Raw genomic sequence first — 17658 nt, forward strand, 5'->3', positions numbered from 1 at the left:
GCGATAAAAATAGGATAAGTACGCTTTCGCGAAAGCGTAAAAACTCCCCTTAACCCTTGTTAACTCAAAATAATGTTCCTTGCGTGACGGGACTCTCGTGTTCCAGCAACCATTGCTTCCTGTGCAATCCGCCGGCATATCCCGTAAGCGCCCCATCGCTCCCGATAACACGATGACAGGGAATTGCAATAGAAATAGGATTGCGACCGTTTGCACTCGCAGCTGCTCGTATCACTTTCGGGTCGCCCAGTTGCTTTGCCATATCGAGGTAGGTGGTTGTCTTCCCAAAAGGTATTTCTCTTAACTCCTCCCATACCTTCTTTTGAAAATCTGTCCCTTGTGGATTCTGTAAAAATGAAAATGTGGTTCTCTCCTTCTTAAAGTATTCCTTGAGTTGGCGCACGGCATCCTCAAGTACTTCTGGAATGACAGTAGTTTCAGGATGATTGTCGTCCATAAATGTGATAGCGGTAACCCCTTGTGTGTCTCCTTGGACTTTGAGGCTGCCTATGGGAGAGTTTAAATATGCAATTTCCATAGGTTAAAAATACTATATAAACGATTGCGTACAACTTCTGGGTTAATCCTGCGTTTTTTGGTTATCATAGTTGGAATCACTAGATTTGATATGCCCCCTAGATTCGTTTTTATATGAAGCATAACTTGCTTATTATCATTTTTTTACTGTGCTTCACCAGCGCATTAAAAACCACCGCTCAGCAACGAACCATATCAAAAGATTCGTTAGAATCACTTAGCGATATAATCATCGACCATCGAGATGATCTAGACTATAAAGGAGCTATTGAAACGGCAGCGCTCCTCATTTCAAATGCCAAAGATTCTAAACAAAAATTCTATGAGTTTCTGGGTTATGACCAACTGGGAACAATCTATACCGAGCTTAAAGACACGCTTCAAGCACGGTTAAGTTACGAAAAAGCCTTAGGAATTGCTCGTGAGACAAAGGCAGATAGTCTTTTGTCCTGGTCTTATGTCAGTCTAGGAAATGTAGAGTCAGACCAAAAGGAAAATTACCAGAAAGGAATCGACTATTATGAAAAGAGTATTGCCATAAATGATGCAAATAATAAGCAGAATCAAAACTTAATTCCTTATCTAAACATAGGGTGGACCTACCTAGATGAAAATCAAGAGGATAAAGCACTTTATTTTTTACTTAAGGCAAAAAATCTAGCCACACAGGATACTTTAAATTATAGAACACAGGTAAATGTCAAGACATTATTAGGTCGTTATAACATAAAAAAAGGAAACTATACGCTTGCTGATGAACTTCTTAATGAAGCCGCAACACTCGTAGAGAAGTATAATTGTGTATACGAGGGTTCAGAAGTATATCGCTACTATGCACAATTGGAAGAAGCGCGCGGAAACTACAAAAAAGCATATAGCTATCTCAAAAAGAATAAAGAACTAGACGCTCGCATTTACGAGTCTGATAAATTAAGCGAAATACAGATAGCAAGTGCACAATTTAAGATAGAGCAATATGAGCGTACCATCGCTACCGCAGAGAAGGAAAGTCAGTTTGCTGAAGAGCTTGTAAAAAAATCTAAACAACTCAATTACATTTTTATTGCCGCATCTCTTATTCTTCTGGGAGCTTTGATAGGAATTTACTTTGCCTTTAAATCTCGTAAAAAATACATAAAACGCTTACACGAGAAAAACAACCAGCTTATGGCAGCAAAGGACAGCGCAGAGCGCTTGTCTAAATTAAAAACCCAGTTCTTCTCTACAGTAAGTCATGAGTTACGCACTCCACTTTATGGAGTAATAGGAATAGCCTCTATCCTTCTAGAAGATAATACCATCAAAACACACCAAGATGATTTGAAGTCATTAAAATTTTCGGCAGATTATCTTCTCGCACTTATTAATGATGTTCTTCTCATTAATAAGATGGATGCAAATGGAATTAAATTGGAGCACACCCCTTTCCGACTAAGTACACTTACTAAAAGTATAACCCGTTCTTTTGAGTTTAGTCTAGAGCAGAATAAGAACAAAATACATCTTGCTATAGATAAAAATGTCCCGAATAAACTTATAGGCGACTCCGTACGGCTTTCTCAAATTCTTATGAATTTAATAGGGAACGCCATAAAATTTAACGAAAACGGAAATATTTGGGTGAACATAGACTTGATAGATAAAACCCCTTCTGGACTATATCGTACACAATTTACTGTAAAGGATGACGGTATTGGGATTCCGGCTAGCAAGCATCAGAGTATTTTTGAAGAATTCTCACAAGTAGAAAACCGAAACTACAACTATCAGGGAACAGGTTTAGGATTACCCATTGTAAAAAAGCTGCTAACACTACACGATAGTGAGATAAATCTAGATAGTTCTGTGGGTAAAGGTTCAACCTTTTCATTTATTCTGAACTTAGAAGCAGATGCATCTGTAAATATGGAAGTCCATATGGGCGCGCCATTGCAGGATTTAGAAAATCATACCATACACTCTTTAAAAACAGTTCATATTCTAGTTGTAGATGACAATCGTATCAATCAAAAAATCACTCAAAAAATCTTAGAAAAGCGCAAGTTTAAATGTAGTCTTGCAAATGATGGTGAGGAGGCCATAGCCCTTGTTCAAGAGCAGAACTACGACCTTATTTTAATGGACATTCATATGCCTAAAATAGATGGGATCCAAGCTACAAAGGTTATAAGAAAGTTTGATAAAACTACTCCTATTGTTGCTCTTACAGCGGTTGAGATGGATGAGATGCGCGCTACGATTATGAATTCTGGAATGAACGATATTATACTCAAGCCCTACGATATCTCACAATTCCTCACAATTATATTGAGAAATCTTAATGCCGCTTTCGCGAAAGCGGACTCCTAATCACCACCCGCTATAACTGGGAGGTTCAATTTCATTCAAGTTTAAATAAACTATGAGTTGTCCCCTGTGATGAGAAAGATGATCGTGTAATAAATTGAGGATTTGGAGTTTTGATTTAGGTCCAGCAAAGAAGTCGACTGTAGTCTTAAAATCAGCTTCTGGAGTATTTTCAATCGCTACTCTTGCCGAAGCAAATGCTCTTTTCAAGTTTTCCAGTATCTGATCCTTCTTAGTCCCAGAAGTGGCCGAATCAATTTTTGAGGCGTTAAAGTACTTTGAACTCAGCCAGCTTATATTTCCCTGAATATGTTCTAGTTGTTCATTAAAAGTCATTTGCCTTTCAGTAGGTCTAAAATCATACCCATCAGCTGGCATAGCCTCAGCAATTTCAATAAGATAATCCCTTGAATTGTCCCATTTCTCCAGAAACGCTCCTTTAAAATTATCTTGTTGTCCCGCTGCAGACAAGGATACGCATAGTAAAAGTAGAAATATCTTATTCATTCGTATCAGCTTCATTTTCATCTATTAATCCGAGATCCTTAGCACGTTTTTTCCAGTTTCTACGGGCCAGCGTTTGTAGATCTGCAACGCTATCACTTTCGTCCATAATCTCTAAGCCCAATAAGGTTTCAATAACATCCTCCATCGTTACAAGACCGCTTACAGTACCGTATTCATCTACCACAAGTGCTACGTGGTTTTTTGTAGAAACCAGTTTGTCAAATAAATCTGGGATAGGAAGCGACCTACTTGTAATCATAATAGGACGTTCTATCTCCTTTAACGTTCTATCGTGATTGTCCAGCGCCATTTCTCTAAAAACCTCATTTTTAAGAACAATCCCGGTAATATGATCGCGCGTCCCTTCAAAAATTGGAATACGTGAAAAGCGTAAGCTTTGGTTCTCGGCAAAGAAATCTCCCATTGTCATCGTCGCATCTGCCATTTTAATAACAGTACGTGGGGTCATAATATCTTTTGTGAGCACCTCTTTAAACGTTAGAAGATTGTTGAGAATTTTAGATTCACTTTCTTCAAAAACACCTTCGTCCCCCGCGATCTGAGCCATTGCCGTAAAATCCTCACGACTTAAGACACTCTCGTGGTGACCACCGCCACCTACCATTTTTGTAAAGAGTTGTAACAACCATAAAACGCCTGTATACTTTAGGACGAGAACCATAATCTTTAATGTTTTTGCAGAGAAGTTTGCAAGTTGCTTCCAAAACTTTGCACCTATCGTTTTAGGGATAATCTCACTGGCAATCAAGATAAGTAACGTCATTAACGCCGAAACAAAACCAAGAAAATTAATTTCTGTAAATCCTAGATTGATGACAAACTCTGGATACAAATCTGCCGCCACGGTCCCTACCATCATAGCGCCCACGGTATGCGCGAGTGTATTGAGTGTGAGGATAGCGATGAGTGGTTTGTCTACATCTTTTTTAAGTAATTCGAGAGTATCGGCATACGATTTACCTTCCCCTTTTTTAATATTAATAAACGTGGGCGTGACACTTAAAAGTACCGCTTCAAGTATGGAACAGAGAAAAGAAAAGAATATCGAGATGGTTGCCCAGAATAGGAGTTGACCCATAATATTTTTTTTGATTTCTGTAAATGTATGGAAAATGCTGTGATGCTCGAATGCAATTCACAGGAGTTTAATGTTGAGTGCGCTTTCGCGAAAACGTGTTCCGTATTTGTTTCGGGAGTGTAAAAAAACTATTCAGGCCTTTCAAAAATCTGTCTAAAAGTAAAACCCTGCTCACTAGCTCCGTGCTCTTCGAGATAATCTAAACGTTTAATCGCCTCTTTTTCTGAAGGGAACTGTCCAGCCTCGATCCACCAAAGCACATAATGAGCCGTCCCATATTTCTGGAACCACTCCTTTTGTCTTTTTATAAATTCAGAATGAAAGGTCTTGTATGTAAAGTTCCTGAGCGATGCTACATCTTCCCAAACTGAAATATTAATGAGCACTTGCTCATCATTTAATACATTAGGCTCTTTGGGTGCTTCTGTATCTATGCTATCTCTCCAGATAAAGCCGGGGGATGTTTCTGCAAGCTCATTAACCCGATCAGTATTGTCCCGAAAGTCCTTCATTTCTGGATCATCTATAGATAGACCTTTCATTCTCGCTACATTTATCTGTGCAAGTTGGTACTTCATCGGGCTTAATTATTTTGTGAAAGATAGAAGTTTAATCGATAAAAAGTATAGTTTAAGGTACGCTTTCGCGAAAGCGAACTTCTCCCTAAACGTTGTCATTACTAAAGTGACGGGCAAATGTCGGGTTAAATTCATCTGTAAAACTGAAACAGAATGAAATCCTACCCTACTATTGTACTGTAGAACTTCTTGTAAATTTGACACACATCATTACAAGGCAAAACAATTATGATGAAACAACCACAATTAGGACAAAAGATTTTAGAACTGCGCCAGCTCAAGGGTCTGACGCAGGAAGAACTTGTAGAACAATGTAACATCTCCGTGCGCACTATACAGCGTATAGAAGCTGGTGAGACTATGCCACGCGTCTATACGATTAAGACCATACTTTCGGCCTTAGATCGTGATCTGGATGATTTACAACAAGACTCAATTTTTGAGACAAAAGTAAAAGAAGCTATGCTTCTAGAAATAGATGAAAGTAAAGATGTCTCCTTTATTTTAAAGAATCTACATATAGGATGGATTACTGGTATTTTAAGTATGATCGCTTTTATATTTCAATTTATTGAGGACAGCTACTTTATAGCACAAGGAGATTATTACTTCGGAGGGTTATTCTACATCATTTTAGGTGTAGTATCTATTATACTTTTTGCATTGCATATGCGTGCGTTTATTTTGATAGGAGAATTATTTAAGAGTTACTTATTAAAGGTTACATCAATACTGTTCATATCAATTAATACGCTATTAATATTGTATGTTATCATTGATTTGAACTTTGATTATATGCCACAAGGAGCTTACGCTATTATATTTTGCGTTTTTTATGGCTTGGCTTATGGTTTCTTTGGCTATGCGCTATTAAAATTGAGAAATCTGGGTCAGTTGCCTAAAGCCGCCGGGATAATCCAAATGATAATAGGCGGTATGTTCCTAACAGTACTATTTTCTATTGTTGCTGCTCCTGCAAGTATTCTCATACAAGGATTGAATGTGGCAATTATTTTAAAAGTTTATGAGGTAGTTAAAAAGCAGCTCAGTTAACTCCTAGTTTATTTTGAGACCATTTTAGGGTTTTCTAAATCGTCTTATATTTATACTATGATTATAGGTTTAGCATTATCTGGTGGTGGCGCAAAGGGAATTGCACACGCAGGTCTCATAAAATATTTGAAAGAAAAGAATATTAAGATACGAGCTGTGTCTGGAACTAGCTCTGGTGCGCTCGTGGCCGCACTCTTTGCGGCTGGAAATGATGCAGAAAAGATATATGAGTTTTTTAAAACACCCAACCTCTTTGATGTAAAGAAATATGCCTTCGGTAGACCTGGTTTGATACGTTCTGAGGTTTTTGAAGCGCACATAAAAAAATACATTCTAGAAGATAGCTTTGAATCCCTCAAAATACCATTAAAAATTACTGCAGTAAATATTAACTCTACAAAACTTAAAGTGTTTTCGCAAGGCGAACTTTATAAGCCTCTTCTAGCAAGCGCAGCTTTTCCAGGTTTATTCACCCCCGTTGTAATAGACGACGAGACCTATGTCGACGGTGGAGTTATCAATAATTTTCCTGTAGACCTACTTGATGATTGCGACTATCGCATAGGTTGTTATGTAAATCAAGTAGAAAAACTGGGATCAAAGTCCTTAAAACGTTCCTATGACGTTGCGGGTAGAGCTTATGCAATAAGTCAGTACTCTAAGGATGCCAGTAAATTTCACCTTGCAGATGTTCTTGTAGAACCACAAGAACTTTACCACTACGGTCTTTTTTCGTTTAAATCATTAGAACGTATGATGGAGTTAGGGTATCAGGCAGCAACGATTTCATTAAAAGACGAATCTACTTTTCTCAAGTAAAAAAGTATAGAAGTGCGTTGGGAATATTAAAAAAAGTAAAAAGCATCCTCAAAATGTTGTAGCCGCTCTTCCTTAGAATTTTTAAGCACTCCGATAATATCAAATCGTACCTCAACATCGAGATCGTTTTCTTGGATGTAGGCATCTGCCACTTTTACGATGGTTTTTTGCTTGCCTTGACTGACAAAACTCTGCGGATCGCCAAAGAAATCTGAGTTACGCGCTTTTACCTCTACAATCACCAGGATTCCCTGCTCCTTCTGACAAATAATATCAATTTCTATTTTCCCAAAAAACCAATTACGCTCGAGAATGGTATACCCTTGCTTAATTAAATGCAGGGTTGCCAGTTCTTCGCCATATTCTCCTAGTTCTTTTGGGGTCATTAATTTTTGGGTTTCTAATATGCCAATCACAGTAGCGGAATTAATTCTACCTCTATGATGATTACCATAATTGTTATTATTCTTACAAATACTGCAAAGACACCTTCGAGTCATCAATATTTATCTCCACCTCACTCCCCAAAACAAGCGCTCTGTTATCATCTACGTGTCCAGCAGGAAAATCAAAGGCTACGGGAAAAGTACATTCCTTTACAGCATCCATCACAATTTGTTGCGCGGTCTTGCCAAAGGGAATGCGGTTATCGTGCATTTTTGTCATTCCTCCCACAACCATTCCAGCGCAATGGTCTAGCATTCCGTTGCGTTTTAGGTTTACCACCATTCGGTCTATATGGTAGAGGTATTCGTCCAGGTCTTCGATAAAAAGTATTTTCCCACTAGTGTCCAGACTACTGCTGCTTCCGCAAAGGCTGTATAGGATGGAAAGGTTTCCGCCTACGAGCTCGCCTTTGGCTGTGCCAGGGCGATTTAAGGAGTTTGTGGTGTTGTAAGTAAAGTCAGGTTTCTTGCCAAATAGTGATTGTTTTAGGGACGCTTTCGCGAAAGCGGTATTATCCTCAACACTTACAGGCATTGTAGCGTGTATTGTTTTGAACCCAATCTTGTGAACGTGGCTGTGCAATACCGTCACGTCAGAGTAACCCACAATCCATTTAGGATATTTTACAAATTTGTAAAAATCTAGTTGGTCTATAATACGCACCGTTCCATATCCTCCCCGCGCGCACCAAATCGCTTTAATATCGGGGTTATCCAGCATCGTTTGAAAGTCTTGAGCTCTCTGGTAATCTGTGCCCGCATACTGATTGTCTTCCAGACCTATGGTTTTTCCTACCACGGGAACAAGCCCCCAACTTTTAAGAAGTTGTATCCCCTCATCCAGTTCATCAAGAGAAATTTTACGTGCCGTAGCAACCAAACCGACTTTATCGCCGTATTTAAGAAAAGGAGGTGTAACCATACATCGTTTTTAAATGTCTCAATGTACTAAAAATTAAACTTTTTAGTTTTAAAGTAGTCATAGTTAATATATTGTTAATGCGGGAAGATTGTTTTATATTGAACCGCACCTAATCAATACCTTATGGAAATTCTTACTTCTTGCAACACAGCTTCCATCGCACCTTTTGTTCCGACAGGATCTAATGAGTGGGATGTTGTTAAGGCAAAGCACGTGTATAGGCGCGTGGGTTTTGGCGCTTCTCAAGCTCAAATTAATATCGCGCTGTCAAGCTCGCCTTCTGCATTTATAGATGCGATCATAGATGAGGCAATCGCCGCTGCAAATTCTCCAGTTCCTGAATGGGCAAACTGGTCTTTTCAGGATTATAATGACTATGACTTGGAAGCTGGTGAACAGAATACATACATCTACAGACAAACAGCAAACTATATTAAGGATTCTGGTCTTAAGGGGCGTCTTTCACTTTTCTGGCATAATCATTTTGTGACAGAAAAAGAAGTGTATAATCACCCGCCATACGCATATCAATACTGGAATTTATTAGAGACTTATGCTTTGGGTAATTTTAGGGAATTTACCAGGGTGATAGGTGTAAGTAATGCTATGTTGCTGTATCTCAATGGTTTTGAGAATTCAAAATTTAGCCCTAATGAAAACTATGCTCGCGAACTTTATGAGCTATTTACATTAGGGGAGAACAATGGTTACACACAGGAAGATATCGTTGAAACATCCAGAGCGCTTACAGGTTATAATCAATGGGATGACTACGGCGCACAGATTAATTTTAACCCTAATAACTTTGACGATACTGAAAAAACTATTTTCGGGCAGACGAGTAACTTTGATTATGATGGGGTGATTGATTTACTTTTTGAAGAAAAGTCAGATCTCATTGCCACCTTTATATGTACAAAACTGTACACCTTTTTTGTAAGTCGTGATACTAATGAGGCGATTATACAAGAAATGGCTTCTACATTTATTACAAATGACTTTGAGATTGTTCCGGTCTTGCGTCAGCTCTTAAAAAGCGAACATTTTTTTGATACAGACGCTACGGGACTCATTGTAAAAAGCCCGTTTGATATGACTTCAATCTATCTTAACGAACTAGGATTTACATACGAGACACCCGAAGAAGATTACACGGATTTTATCGTATATCTAAACGCAAACTTAGGTCAAGAAATTTACGAACCTACGGACGTAGCTGGTTGGCAAGGTGATCGAGATTGGATTAATACGAGTACTCTAACGGGAAGGTGGCTCAGTATGGAGTATCTTACTTGGCCTATGTGGAACGAAGATGAGGAGCAGTTTAGAGAATTTGCTAGAGACCTTACTAATAATAGTGCAGACCCTGCATTTATCACAAAAGAAATTATAGATTTCTTCCTTTCTAAACCTTTGTACACAGAGGCAGATTACGATATAGCGACAACAGTATTTAAATGGGAAGTACCAGAAAATTATTATGAGGATGGCACTTGGAATCTTGATTGGGGCTCTGCGGCCTATCAAGTGTTGCTCTTGATGCATCATATTTTTAGAATGCCCGAATTTCAACTTAAATAAGAAGAGCTATGTGCAATCACGATCATAAGAATAAAAAACGCGCAGCGGCTATTAAGAAAGGAATCAGTCCCTCCGCCAAAATTACAGATGACCATCACGATGAAGAACACAGCTCCTGGAATAGACGTAGTTTTTTAAGAGCTCTGGGGCTTGTAGGAGGAGGTAGCATCGCCTTGGGAGGTTCTAATCTTACAGCATCATCGCCATCTAGAATGACCGCCGCTCTCGCAAATGCAGCAAGTGAGGATAGGGTACTTGTTCTAGTAAGACTCAAAGGAGGAAACGATGGACTCAATACAATCGTTCCTATTTACGACTATGATTTTTATGCTGGAAACAGACCTTCTGTAAGACATCAAGAAAATTCTTTATATCAGTTAAATTCAGACTTCGGAATACCTCCATCTATGCAGCCCTTGCAATCTTTATGGGGAGAAGGTGCTATGAAAGTGATACACGGAGTAGGGTATCCAGACCAGAATCTTTCACACTTTAGGAGTTCAGACATATGGGCGAGTGGGCAGTCTATAGAAGTGGAGGATACAGGAGTCTTAGGACGCTATTTTGAAGGACTGTATCCAGATTTTTTGATCTCACCACCAGAAATCCCTCCGGCAATACAGATAGGAAGTATAGGTAACTTAATATTTGATGGTGCAGAAAGTAGTTACGCCTTTTCTGTAGCAGACCCGCAGCAGTTATCTAGTATTGCCGAAAACGGTGTCATACACGATGTGACAGACGTCCCTGGTTGCACCTTTGGTGAGCAGCTGGAGTTTATGCGGGGAATTACAAATACGACATTTACGTATGCAGGTGTCATAAATGAGGCGTATGAAGCTGCAACAAATGCGGTAGAATATCAGAATCAATCCTTAGGTAGGCAGCTTGCTATAGTCGCCCGTATGATAAAAGGTGGATTAGGCACTAAAGTGTATCTGGTAACCCTAGGCGGTTTTGACACACATGCAAATCAGGTAGAGGTTCATAACAACCGTATGAATCAGGTTGCGCAAGGAATGAAAGATTTTTATGAAGATCTGGCAGCATCTGGAATGCAAGATAAAGTGATGTCTATGACCTTTTCAGAATTTGGACGTCGCATAGAAGAAAATGGCTCTAATGGTACAGATCACGGAGCCGCGTCACCAGTAATGGTTTTCGGAGATGGACTACAGGGTAATGGTTTTGTGGGATCACATCCAGATCTTCAGAATCCAGATGCTAATGGTAATTTACAGTTCGGCACAGATTTTAGAAGTGTGTACGCTACGATGATGAAAGAGTGGCTTTGTATAGACGGTGGAACTGTAGATGAGCTATTATTCGGTGATTATGAAACGGTAGATCTGGGCTTTAGTTGCGATTCTTTAGGGGTCACAGATTTAGGGCAACGTGATACTTTTCAGCATTTTGGGACGTATAGCAATGGGCGCACTTATCTAGAATTTACAATGCCTACCACTGCAAAAGTAGATATCACACTCTTTAATATACTTGGACAACCCGTGGGAACATTAAGTAACGACTTCCTAATGGAAGGTCCCTATAAAATTGATGTTCAAGAGCAAATTAAAAAACGTCTTTTTACGGGACAGTATATTTACCAGATAAGCTTTGCTGGTCGTAAGTACAGCAAGAGTATCCTTATACGGTAAAATACATAGCCGTTTGAGAAAGCCGCAATACTAAAAGGGTGTTGTGGCTTTTTTTGCGCGATGATTTATTTTTTACGCTTTCGCGAAAGCGGTACCAACATCATCCTCAATTCATATTTTAAATTTTCAAAATGCCAAGTAGTTATACCTTTAAGGCGCAATGTACATAAGGTCTTAAACGTTTGAATACATTTCTGCTTTTGGAAAAGCCTATTCAAAACCCATCTTTTGTAAGCTAAAGATTAGGCCTTTTATTACAGATATTATAAAGACCTTTAGGTCTGATCATAGATTCGATTTCAATTCCCATTTCTTCACCTTGAAATCCCTATTTTTGTGGCTTCAAAATTCAAGAAATGTCACAACGTTATACGATTACTGCTGCCCTTCCATACACAAATGGACCCATACATATAGGTCATCTTGCTGGGGTTTACGTGCCAGCAGATATTTATGCCAGATACCAGCGCCTGCAAGGGGCAGACGTAGCCTTTATTTGCGGAAGCGATGAGCACGGTGTGCCCATTACCATTAAGGCAAAAAAAGAGGGGATAACACCACAGCAGGTTGTAGATAGATATCACGCAATTATCAAGCAGTCCTTTATAGATTTTGGAATCACCTTTGATAATTACTCACGTACGAGTGCAAAAGTTCACCACGACACGGCGAGTGAGTTTTTTAAGAATATGTATGATCAGGGGAAATTTCTTGAGGAGACAAACGAGCAATTATATGATGCAGAGGCAAACCAGTTTCTGGCAGATCGATTTGTGACAGGAACTTGTCCTAAGTGTGGTTTTGAAGAAGCATACGGCGATCAGTGCGAGAATTGTGGTACGTCTCACAACGCTACAGATCTTATCAACCCTAAAAGTGCCATTACCGGAGCGGTACCTACGCTTAAAGAAACCAAACATTGGTTTTTACCCTTAGATCAATACAATGACTTCTTTAAAAAGTGGATCATAAAGGGACACAAAAAAGATTGGAAAACAAACGTTTACGGACAATGCAAATCGTGGATAGACGACGGCCTGCGCCCGCGCGCTGTAACTCGTGACCTTGATTGGGGAATTCCTGTTCCAGTTGAGGGAGCAGAAAGTAAGGTACTTTACGTTTGGTTTGACGCACCTATAGGCTACATTTCTTCTACAAAAGAGTGGGCAGCTAGAGAAGGCAAGGAATGGGAACCGTATTGGAAGGATGAAAACACAAAGTTGCTTCATTTTATCGGGAAGGATAATATTGTCTTTCATTGTTTGATTTTTCCTGCAATGCTCAAAGGACACGGCGAGTATATTTTACCAGATAACGTTCCAGCAAACGAATTTTTAAATCTTGAAGGTCGCAAACTTTCTACGTCTAAGAACTGGGCGGTGTGGTTGCACGAGTATCTAGAGGATTTTCCCGGTCAGCAGGATGTATTGCGATATACCCTTACTGCAAATGCTCCAGAAACTAAAGATAATGACTTTACGTGGGCAGACTTCCAGTTGCGTAATAATAGTGAGCTCGTAGCTATTTTTGGTAATTTTATTAATCGAGTGACGGTACTTACTCATAAATATTATGATGGGGCTGTACCAGAGCCTAGGGAGTTTAATAACGTGGACAAGGAAACGCTACAAACAATGCGTGCTTACCCTTCGGTAATAGGCAGCTCAATTGAGAAATACCGCTTTCGCGAAAGCCAAACAGAGCTCATCAACCTCGCCCGCTTAGGAAACAAATACCTAGCCGATGAGGAGCCTTGGAAGACCATAAAAACAGACGAAGCCCGCACCAAAACTGTAATGTACGTAGCACTTCAAATTGCTGCCGCACTCGCCGTTTTGAGTGAACCATTATTACCGCATACGAGTGAAAAATTGAAAGGTATACTGAATTTAACTCCAAGCGATGGCGCGGAGTCTCTTGTGTGGGGCGAGGTCGCTACCCGAGAAGCCCTCTTAGATAAAAATCATGTGATCAACACATCTCAACTCCTCTTCTCAAAAATAGAAGACGACCAAATTCAGAAACAATTGGACAAACTAGAAGCGAGTAAAATTGCAAACGACCTCTCGGCTACGCTCGAGGTGCAGGAGGTCGCCCCGCAGAAAGAGACCATCACCTTTGATGACTTTACAAAACTCGATATGCGCGTAGGCACCATCATCGAGGCTGAGAAAATGGCAAAGACTAAAAAGCTTCTTATCCTAAAAGTAGACACAGGCATAGACACAAGAACTATAGTCTCTGGCATCGCCGAAAGTTTTACACCCGAAGAAGTGGTAGGAAAGCAAGTAACGGTACTTGTAAATCTTGCTCCTCGCGCATTGCGCGGTGTGGAAAGCGAGGGGATGATACTGATGACGGAGGATGCTAGTGGGAAGTTGGTTTTTGTGAATCCTGACACCGCGGCTACGCTCGGTGCAGGTGGGGTTGGGAACGGGAGCGTGATAAGTTAGAAATACTCAAATCATAATAATGAAAAAATCAATTCAATTCATTGCATTGCTTATTTGTGCGTTCAGTTACGGTCAAGGTGTTTATCACAAAATCTCCTTAACAAATAAAAAATCAGGTACCGCTTTAGAAAATGTACATCTAGTTCTGCACGATGATTCTGGTAGCTTTTCGGTGTTTGCAGAAGAACCTAAAACTACCTATGGATACCTATACAATGCGGATAAGGAATTACAATCCCAACTTGTTTCAGAGGGTTTAAAAAGAAAATACAAAGAAATCATTGGTCAAGCCGTAAGTCAAGGTCAAGTGAGACTTGTTCAGAAAAATAGTAAAGGAAATAAGTTTGCGAGCATACTTTATAATTTTAACAACGATACGACCCAAGAGGTAGAATATGACCTCGACCTACGCCGCCAGGTATTCCTGCAGAGTTATAGCCGAGGAGCTCACTGTTATGTCTTTACGATTTTAAAAGACTCAAATTTGATAAGGAAGTGGATATTTCATGTGGACGGAACTGTTGCTACGGAGGATATAGATTTGGCAGAGGAGCTTAATAGAAATTCAGTTAAATCTCTTGACATTTATAAACTAATGCAAGAATCACAAGGGTTTAACTCCGATATTTCTTTAGCAAAAATTGAGAATAACCTTCCCAATACATTGGAAATTACCACCGAGCAAAATAAAATGTTCGAATACAATGAGGGATTTTATTGGACACTTGACGAGGATGAAAGCTACACAGTTCTATTTGACTTTAAGTTACCTTACTTGCAACCTAGTTTACGCTTCATAAAGAAACCAGCACCTTTAGACAATTCTAAGAACAACCCTACAAATTCCTATGTGATAGGAGATAAAATTGCACAACTTGTCTCTAACAGTTCGATGATGCACCTTGTGATTAAAAATCTTGAGACCCTAGAAGAGGTTCAGCATTTTAAACTTGAAAAAGATGACCCTATAACCTTCAAAAATTCCCCCATTTTACAAGAGGGTTCTGTTTATAGTTTTGGTGCAACTAGAAAAATGGAGAAAACATCAAAGTTCTTAAGGAAAATTGCTCAGATAAAAATGGCATATCCCTGTTTAGAACTAAATATGGTTATCGTATGACTGTAGGCGGTGTTCGTCCTCAAGGCGGTGGAGGCGGTATGATGATGCCAGGATTTGGTGGGCTTCCCATTGCTACAGTAGGAGCAGTCACAATGAGTTTCAATCCAGCATCATTTGCTTATGGTTCCTATGGAGCAACTGGCTCAACTCGAATTGAGAGTATGTTTGACGGAGATTTTAATCACATTGACGGGGAAGTCGTCGATAACATTTTTGATAGGATAGACCGTCATACCGAAAGACTAAGAAAATTTGCAGATAATATTTTTTTGAAAGATGGGAAGGTTCTATTTGGGAATTATGACCCCCGCATTAAGGAATACACGCTGTATTCTTTTGAGAACGATTAAATACAATAGCGAATGAATAGTTCCGTCTTTATTGCTGAACAAAGTACAATTTCCATTGAAAAAGTCAAAAACACCCTATCCCTCCTCGCACAAGACTGCACCCTTCCCTTTATCGCACGTTATCGTAAAGAAGCCACTGGCGGTCTGGATGAAGTCGAAATAGGTAAAATCATCGAACTTAAAGAACAGTTTGAAGCTTTAGAAAAGCGTAAAAAAGCAATCCTTAAATCACTCGAAGAGCAAGAAGTTTTAACTCCTGAGTTTAAAGCAAAAATAGAAGATACGCAAGACCTAACCACCCTCGAAGACCTTTACCTACCCTATAAAAAGAAACGCCAGACCAAAGCCGAGACAGCCCGCAAAAACGGACTAGAGCCACTTGCCAAAATCATAATGGCACAAAACGCCACAGATGTAGAAGGCCTCGCACAACGCTATACAAACGACGAAGTCCCGGATGCAGAAAGCGCCTTTGAAGGCGCAAGACACATTATTGCAGAGTGGCTTAACGAGCGCACGGACATACGCAACAACATCAGGCGCCAACTCACACGTCACGCCCTTATAGAAACCAAAGTCGTAAAGAAAAAAGCTACAGGGGAGAAAGCACAGAAGTTCAGAGATTATTTCGACTTTTCGGAGCCGTTGAGTCGTTGTCCTTCCCACAGATTACTCGCTATTCTCAGAGCTGAAAATGAAGGGTTCATACGTGTAAAAATTATCATAGATGATGACCGAGCACTCGATATGATAGCCCGTAAAATCATAAAATCCAATAATGACTGCGCCGGCCAAATAGAACTCGCTATAAAAGACGCCTACAAGCGCTTACTTCTACCAGCATTATCTAACGAGACCCTCACTGAAGCAAAACAAAAAGCAGATGAGACGGCCATCGCCGTATTTGCAAAAAATCTCAAGCAACTTCTGCTCGGTTCACCACTGGGAGAGAAACGCATACTAGCGATTGACCCTGGTTTCCGCACGGGGTGTAAGGTGGTTTGTCTGGATGCTCAGGGGCAATTACTACACAATGAGACCATATATCTACATCCTCCTAAGAGTGATGAAAAAGGAACCATAAAAAAGATTTCCAGTCTTACAGATGCTTATAAAATCGAAGCTATCGCTATAGGAAATGGTACCGCCTCCCGCGAGACAGAACGGCTCATAAAACGCGTTCATTTTAAAAATCCCATTGAGGTTTTTGTGGTGAGCGAGGCTGGCGCATCCATTTACAGCGCCAGCAAGATTGCCCGCGACGAGTTTCCTAATTACGATGTGACCGTGCGTGGCGCTGTCTCCATAGGTCGTAGATTACAGGACCCGCTGGCAGAGCTGGTGAAAATAGATGCAAAGTCCTTAGGCGTAGGACAATATCAACACGATGTGGACCAGACCGCCCTTAAGAAAAGTCTTGACCAGACGGTAGAGCTCTGTGTGAATGCCGTGGGTGTAAATGTAAACACCGCAAGTGCTCCGTTACTGAGCTATGTTTCGGGAATAGGAGAAAAATTGGCAGAGAGTGTTGTACGCTTTCGCGAAAGCGAAGGACCCTTCATCACCCGTCACGACATTAAAAATGTTCCACGTTTGGGAGCGAAAGCTTTTGAACAATCGGCTGGGTTTTTACGGATTAAGAATGGCACAAACCCGCTGGATGATTCGTCGGTGCATCCTGAACGCTACGCACTTGTCCAAAAAATAGCCAAAGACCAAAAAACTTCCGTGCAGGAATTGATAGGAAATACTAAAAATCTCAAAGACATAGACCTCAACAACTATGTCACTGAAGAGGTAGGTCTTCCAACCCTTAAAGATATTATCGCCGAGTTAGAAAAACCAGGTTTAGACATACGAGAAAAAGCAAAAATTTTCACCTTTAATCAAAACATCCGAACGATAGAAGATGTGCAACCCGGACAATTATTACCTGGTATTGTGAATAATGTGACAGCCTTTGGCGCATTTGTAGATATTGGTATTAAAGAAAGTGGTCTCATACATATCTCAAACCTGGCAGATGGATTTGTGAGCGATGTAAATACCCACGTAAGCTTACAACAACAAGTGATTGTAAAAGTGCTAGAAGTGGATATAAAACGGAAGCGGATACAATTGAAATTAGAGAAGGTATAAGCTGGTATTTAGTGTTTTCTTGAGTTTAAAATATTCACTATTATTGTTAG

Annotated in this window: 15 protein-coding genes; 9 read left to right on the forward strand and 6 right to left on the reverse strand. The window is 40.0% G+C overall.

Features of this window, described 5'->3' with window-relative positions; genetic code table 11:
• Window positions 1-64 precede the first annotated feature (64 nt).
• Window positions 65-538, reverse strand: a complete 474-nt coding sequence (locus EAX61_RS08580) for a methylated-DNA--[protein]-cysteine S-methyltransferase (protein ID WP_121917277.1) — start codon at window positions 536-538, stop codon at window positions 65-67.
• A 113-nt stretch (window positions 539-651) separates the two neighbouring features.
• Here EAX61_RS08580 and EAX61_RS08585 point away from each other — a divergent pair, with 113 nt between their 5' ends.
• On the forward strand, window positions 652-2886 hold the full coding sequence (locus EAX61_RS08585; protein ID WP_121917278.1) for a tetratricopeptide repeat-containing hybrid sensor histidine kinase/response regulator: 2235 nt from the start codon (window positions 652-654) through the stop codon (window positions 2884-2886).
• On the opposite strand, the gene EAX61_RS08590 is transcribed toward EAX61_RS08585, so the two are convergent.
• The 3 genes from EAX61_RS08590 to EAX61_RS08600 all read right to left on the reverse strand — a co-directional run bounded on the left by EAX61_RS08590 (window position 2887) and on the right by EAX61_RS08600 (window position 5067).
• Entirely contained in the window at window positions 2887-3390 is a 504-nt protein-coding gene (locus EAX61_RS08590; RefSeq protein ID WP_121917397.1) for a DinB family protein, read from the reverse strand.
• Window positions 3383-4489: a CNNM domain-containing protein gene (locus EAX61_RS08595; RefSeq protein WP_121917279.1), complete on the reverse strand. Its 1107-nt coding sequence runs from the start codon at window positions 4487-4489 to the stop codon at window positions 3383-3385. The genes EAX61_RS08590 and EAX61_RS08595 overlap by 8 nt, the downstream gene beginning before the upstream one ends.
• A 128-nt stretch (window positions 4490-4617) precedes the next feature.
• Entirely contained in the window at window positions 4618-5067 is a 450-nt protein-coding gene (locus EAX61_RS08600; protein ID WP_121917280.1) for a DUF3291 domain-containing protein, read from the reverse strand.
• 228 nt (window positions 5068-5295) lie between these two features.
• Between EAX61_RS08600 and EAX61_RS08605 the strand changes: the two genes are divergently transcribed.
• Both EAX61_RS08605 and EAX61_RS08610 read left to right on the forward strand, forming a co-directional pair.
• A complete protein-coding gene (locus EAX61_RS08605) occupies window positions 5296-6120 on the forward strand; it encodes a helix-turn-helix domain-containing protein (protein WP_236642013.1) in 825 nt (274 codons plus the stop codon).
• A 57-nt stretch (window positions 6121-6177) separates the two neighbouring features.
• Window positions 6178-6939: a patatin-like phospholipase family protein gene (locus tag EAX61_RS08610; RefSeq protein WP_121917282.1), complete on the forward strand. Its 762-nt coding sequence runs from the start codon at window positions 6178-6180 to the stop codon at window positions 6937-6939.
• A 26-nt stretch (window positions 6940-6965) separates the two neighbouring features.
• Here EAX61_RS08610 and EAX61_RS08615 read toward each other — a convergent pair whose 3' ends face one another.
• Window positions 6966-7325 carry a YraN family protein gene (locus EAX61_RS08615; protein WP_121917283.1) on the reverse strand — a complete coding sequence of 120 codons (360 nt, stop codon included), beginning with the start codon at window positions 7323-7325 and terminating at the stop codon, window positions 6966-6968.
• 82 nt (window positions 7326-7407) lie between these two features.
• The gene (locus EAX61_RS08620; RefSeq protein WP_121917284.1) at window positions 7408-8307 is read right to left on the reverse strand and encodes a S66 peptidase family protein; all 900 of its coding nucleotides are present in this window, start codon (window positions 8305-8307) and stop codon (window positions 7408-7410) included.
• Between the two features lie 123 nt (window positions 8308-8430).
• On the opposite strand from EAX61_RS08620, the gene EAX61_RS08625 reads away from it, so the two are divergent.
• The 6 genes from EAX61_RS08625 to EAX61_RS08650 all read left to right on the forward strand — a co-directional run bounded on the left by EAX61_RS08625 (window position 8431) and on the right by EAX61_RS08650 (window position 17608).
• Window positions 8431-9888, forward strand: coding sequence for a DUF1800 domain-containing protein (locus tag EAX61_RS08625; protein ID WP_121917285.1), 1458 nt, complete (start codon window positions 8431-8433; stop codon window positions 9886-9888).
• Window positions 9889-9896: 8 nt separating this feature from the next.
• A complete protein-coding gene (locus EAX61_RS08630; RefSeq protein ID WP_121917286.1) occupies window positions 9897-11546 on the forward strand; it encodes a DUF1501 domain-containing protein in 1650 nt (549 codons plus the stop codon).
• A gap of 356 nt (window positions 11547-11902) precedes the next feature.
• Window positions 11903-13999 (forward strand): methionine--tRNA ligase, encoded by a 2097-nt coding sequence (metG, locus tag EAX61_RS08635; protein WP_121917287.1) that lies wholly within the window; start codon window positions 11903-11905, stop codon window positions 13997-13999.
• A 19-nt stretch (window positions 14000-14018) separates the two neighbouring features.
• Window positions 14019-15119, forward strand: a complete 1101-nt coding sequence (locus tag EAX61_RS08640; protein ID WP_121917288.1) for a hypothetical protein — start codon at window positions 14019-14021, stop codon at window positions 15117-15119.
• Window positions 15116-15469, forward strand: coding sequence for a hypothetical protein (locus tag EAX61_RS08645; RefSeq protein WP_121917289.1), 354 nt, complete (start codon window positions 15116-15118; stop codon window positions 15467-15469). The genes EAX61_RS08640 and EAX61_RS08645 overlap by 4 nt, the downstream gene beginning before the upstream one ends.
• 12 nt (window positions 15470-15481) lie before the next feature.
• Window positions 15482-17608: a Tex family protein gene (locus EAX61_RS08650; RefSeq protein ID WP_121917290.1), complete on the forward strand. Its 2127-nt coding sequence runs from the start codon at window positions 15482-15484 to the stop codon at window positions 17606-17608.
• The last annotated feature ends 50 nt before the right edge of the window (window positions 17609-17658 follow it).

The organism is Dokdonia sinensis, from assembly GCF_003688895.1.
Classification (GTDB): domain Bacteria; phylum Bacteroidota; class Bacteroidia; order Flavobacteriales; family Flavobacteriaceae; genus Dokdonia; species Dokdonia sinensis.